Annotated in this window: 5 protein-coding genes; 2 read left to right on the top strand and 3 right to left on the bottom strand. The window is 55.2% G+C overall.

Annotated features, from left to right (window positions below):
• From ACXRVY_RS18930 to ACXRVY_RS18940, 3 genes are all read right to left on the bottom strand, one after another.
• Nucleotides 1–691: KUP/HAK/KT family potassium transporter (locus tag ACXRVY_RS18930; protein ID WP_458237977.1), on the bottom strand; the 691-nt coding region annotated here is incomplete at its 3' end.
• A gap of 10 nt (nucleotides 692–701) precedes the next feature.
• On the bottom strand, nucleotides 702–1394 hold the full coding sequence (gene kdpE, locus ACXRVY_RS18935) for a two-component system response regulator KdpE (RefSeq protein ID WP_458237978.1): 693 nt from the start codon (nucleotides 1392–1394) through the stop codon (nucleotides 702–704).
• On the bottom strand, nucleotides 1391–2926 hold the full coding sequence (locus tag ACXRVY_RS18940) for a DUF4118 domain-containing protein (protein WP_223461098.1): 1536 nt from the start codon (nucleotides 2924–2926) through the stop codon (nucleotides 1391–1393). The genes kdpE and ACXRVY_RS18940 overlap by 4 nt, the downstream gene beginning before the upstream one ends.
• A gap of 115 nt (nucleotides 2927–3041) precedes the next feature.
• On the opposite strand from ACXRVY_RS18940, the gene ACXRVY_RS18945 reads away from it, so the two are divergent.
• The gene (locus ACXRVY_RS18945) at nucleotides 3042–3332 is read left to right on the top strand and encodes a methyltransferase family protein (RefSeq protein ID WP_223461096.1); all 291 of its coding nucleotides are present in this window, start codon (nucleotides 3042–3044) and stop codon (nucleotides 3330–3332) included.
• Nucleotides 3333–3351: 19 nt separating this feature from the next.
• Nucleotides 3352–3681, top strand: a complete 330-nt coding sequence (locus tag ACXRVY_RS18950; protein ID WP_223461093.1) for a hypothetical protein — start codon at nucleotides 3352–3354, stop codon at nucleotides 3679–3681.
• Nucleotides 3682–4163: the final 482 nt, after the last annotated feature.

The following is a 4163-nucleotide window of genomic DNA, read 5'->3' on the forward strand; positions in this document are numbered from 1 at the left end:
CGGTAATGCATAGAACCACTGCACCCAAGGCGAGAAAGCCAAGGATGGAGTTCCCAAGTAGAAAGTGCATGGCATGCAGCGGGTTGATGGCCGCGAGTACTGACGGATTGCCAATAATGGCGGCAGCACCCAATACCGCCAGAACGGCAAACCAGAGCAGCATCACCGGCCCAAACAGGGCCCCTACGCCGGCGCTGCCCTTGCGCTGAAAGGCGAACAGGCCAATCAAAATGGCCACGGTAATGGGGATGATGTAAGGCTTGAACGTGGGCGTGATGATTTCCAATCCCTCGACAGCCGAGAGCACTGAAATTGCTGGGGTAATGACCCCGTCCCCGTAAAACAGCGCCGCACCGAAAAGCCCGAGAGTAACCAGCAGTTTTTGCTGCCAGGAACGCTCCACACCTTTCTGCAAGGCCAGGGTCATTAGCGCGATGATGCCACCTTCGCCCTTGTTATTGGCCCGCATGATGAAGACCACATATTTCAGCGTGACCACAATGATCAGCGACCAAAAAAACAGGGACAAAACTCCCAGTACATTTTCCGGGGTAATGGCGACCGGATGGTGAGCACTACCGAATACTTCCTTGAGGGAGTAAAGCGGGCTGGTACCAATGTCGCCATAGACAATGCCTAGCGCAGCCAGCGTCAATGTGGCCAGACGTTTTTTGCCTTGTTCGTCTTGCATGCAAGTCCCCTCAAGGCTGGAAGCGGTAACCCACGCCTGTTTCTGTCAGAAAATATTTGGGTTGAGTCGGATCGTCTTCGAGCTTCTGGCGCAAGTGCCCGACATAAACGCGTAGGTAGTGACTGCTCTCGACATAGGCTGGCCCCCAGATTTCCCGCAGCAAACTGCGTTGGGTCAGGACCTTGCCGGGTTGCCCCAGCAGGGAAGAAAGCAGTTGATATTCAATCGGAGTGAGGTGAATCGTCTCGCCGTCACGGACCACCAGTCGGCGCGATAAATCCACGCTGATGGTGCCGAACTCGATAATCGGTGAAGCCGCTTCCGCACTTCGACTACGGCGTCGCAGCAGCGCGCGAACCCTTGCACGCAGCTCGCCAACACTGAAGGGCTTGGTCAGGTAGTCGTCGGCCCCGGCATCCAAGGCATCGATCTTGTCGTTTTCCTGCGATCGTGCAGACAGAATCAGTACCGGAACATCGGACCAACTACGTAKGTCCCGTATCAGGTCGATGCCGTCTCCATCCGGTAGACCTAGGTCGAGAATCAGCAGATCGGGCTTTCTCGTTCCCGCTTCGATCAGGCCGTGGCTCATCGTTTCAGCTTCAGCCACCTGGCAACCTTCTGCTTCCAGTGCCAGCCGAACGAAACGACGGATTTGCTTCTCGTCTTCAATAACCAGAACTTTGGCTGAGGTCGAGATCATGGCTGCTCTTCCTCAACAATCGGTGGTGTCCCTTTGGGCAGGGTAAAGCTGACGCTGGCTCCACCGCCTGGTCGATTGTCGGCGCTGATCCGTCCGCTATGCGCTTCCACAATGGCTTTGCAAATGGCCAACCCAAGCCCTGTCCCCGGTTTGTCAGATGCGCCTTCCCCTCGGACGAATATCTTGAATAGATCGTCGCTTTGTTTGCTCGAAAACCCTGGACCAAGGTCTTCGACACGGACCTCTATGTTGTCGTCATTCTGTATGGCCACCAATTCAATAGCACTACCTTGAGGCGAATACTTCGCAGCATTTTCAAGCAGGTTGCAGAGGACCCGTTCGATCAGGACTGCGTCATAGTTGAGCAGCGGCAACCCCTTTGGGAGGGTCACTTTGATGGGATGTTCAGTCAATGCGCTGCCAAGCAATTTGATGCTGGCACCAATTACCTCTTCAAGCAGCTGCCACTCACGCCGCAAGGTGACTTCACCAGCATTCAGCCGGGCCATATCCAGAAGGTTGCTGACTAGACCCGCCAGGCGCGCGGCCTGCTCGTGCAAGGCCTGAGCAGTTTCCAAGGCCATCGCAGGCAACGCCGGCTGGATAAGCGATAACGAGTCAGCCAAGCCAACCATTGCGGTTAACGGCGTACGAAGATCGTGCGATAGCGCCGCGAGAATGGAGCCGCGTAGGCGCTCTGTCAGCATATTAACTTCAGTGGTTTGCGCTACTTCGACGTAATGCAGGCGTTCGACCGCGACTGCGATCAGGGACGCGAGGGTCTCTAATAGTGATAGGGCATTGCTTGAGAGTTTTGGCGAGCCTTCTGCGAATTTGACTGCAAGTACACCCCGAGTGCGCATCGACGACCGCAAGGGCAGATACAGCGGCGCATAGCCCATGCTGTTGAGTTCGTCGTTACGCACCAGTTGTCCACTCTCCAGCGCGACCTGGGCAAGGCGCATTTCAACCAGCGGAGATCCGGGCTTAGGCGAGTTGCTCAGCACTTCTTGTTCATTGGGCAGCAAGATGACTGACTGTGCATCGAATTGCGTCTTGATGAAGGACTGGCCAATGTCCACTACCTGTCCAACGGTGAGGGTTCCGGCCAGTTGGCGGGCCAGTTGATACAGCGCCTGCGTTTGTTTTTCGCGGAAGTGAGATTGTTGTGCCCTTTGTTTCAGTCCGGCGGCAAGCTGCGCGGTCGTCAATGCGGTCACCAGCATGACGCCAAACGTGACCAGATACTGGATGTTGCTGACTGCCAGAGAAAAACGTGGCGGTACGAAAAAGAAGTCAAAGAGTAAAACGCTGAGAACTGAGGCCAAAATGGCTTGATTGCGCCCTAGCTTTGCCGCCACCAGTTGCACGGTCAGCAGGAACAGCATCACGATATTGGCCAAGTCGAGATAAGAGAGCAGCGGTGTGGCTAAAAGTGTCATTGCGCTGCAGGCGAGGATGGTCAGTAAATACCCCTGTGGCGAGGTGAGTTTTTCCGACTTATTTCTCAACAACGACACTTTATTGGTCATATTGAGCGTCCTTTTACGATAAGCAACAGACTAGCCACAGCCGTGTAAAAACGCTGACTATTCTGGTGAGTCCGGCGTAGAAATGTCGTAAAGATTTCGGCAGGTATTGTGAGCGGTGAACCCGTTCTTCGAGCCAGGTGTACGCATCCAGACCAAGCGGTATCAGCGCGTGATCGATAGCGGCCCTTACCGTTTCGTGCGTCACCCCGGGTACATCGCCGCGCTGTTCCTGTTCTTCGGCATGGCCCTTGCGCTGGGTTCTTTCTGGGCACTGGTGGCCGGTGCGCTGGCGTCGGCGTTACTCATCTTGCGCACAGCATGGAAAGATCGGCTGTCGCGGTCCGAGCTTGCAGGGTATGGCGATTACACCCGTCGAGTACGCTGGAGATTGGTCCCCGACCTTTAGTGAAAGCCAGGGGTGGATAGTGGTTGCCGAGTTGTGGGAAGGAACACGCCAGGGCTGGAGCCCCTTCGCGGCTTCGTTCACTGGGCTGGCAAAAACAATGCTTTTGCTCGCCTGTTACGTTCATGATCAGATCGAGGAGAACAGCATGAAATCCCGGATCATTGGGCTGCGAGTGGCCGGCACCGTCTACGCACTGATGGCCTTGGCACAACTGGGGCGCATAATTATTCGCCCCGAGGTTCTCGTTAATGGGTATCCCATGCCCCTGAGGCCAAGCGTGCTCGCCTTCTTATTGCTCGCGTTTTTGAGCGTCTGGATGTGGTCGCTCACACTGTCGCGAGCAGGGTGAGGCTGATTCATCCTGGCCGAACCACCACACCCGAAGGCTGGCTCGTCTGGATGGACACTTGGTGCGTCGGCTTTCGCGGCTATACAGAAGCCAACGTTCATGACTCAACCGGTTGTGGAAAGCAGAAATCGGCTGAAAGCGGTCCTCCACGAATGGCTGTTTTTGGCCGATTTCGGCCCGTCGCCGCTAGTCACTTCAAGCAAAATCTTGTTAGCAAACGAACCAGGACGTTGGGTCAAATGCCTCCGCGTGCCGAGAGCAACGCAACCTCTGTGAAAGTAAAATCATATGCAGCGTCAATACTGGGCGCTAAACCGGGTATGACGCAAATTGAACCGCACTAGAACCTAGATCTTATAAGGCCTGCACCCTATGACTTCTGGTTTAACGTGTAAGACACGCCCAAGAAAAAGCCGCGTTTGATACGCGGCTTTTTTGTGCCTGAAACAATCATCCGCCACACCACCAATTCCCTGTAGGAG

Source organism: Pseudomonas sp. P5_A2_2 (assembly GCF_054177685.1).

Coding starts and splice junctions, on each gene's coding strand:
- ACXRVY_RS18940 (WP_223461098.1), bottom strand. CDS start 2,926: ATGACCAATAAAGTGTCGTTGTTGAGAAATAAGTCGGAAAAACTCACC.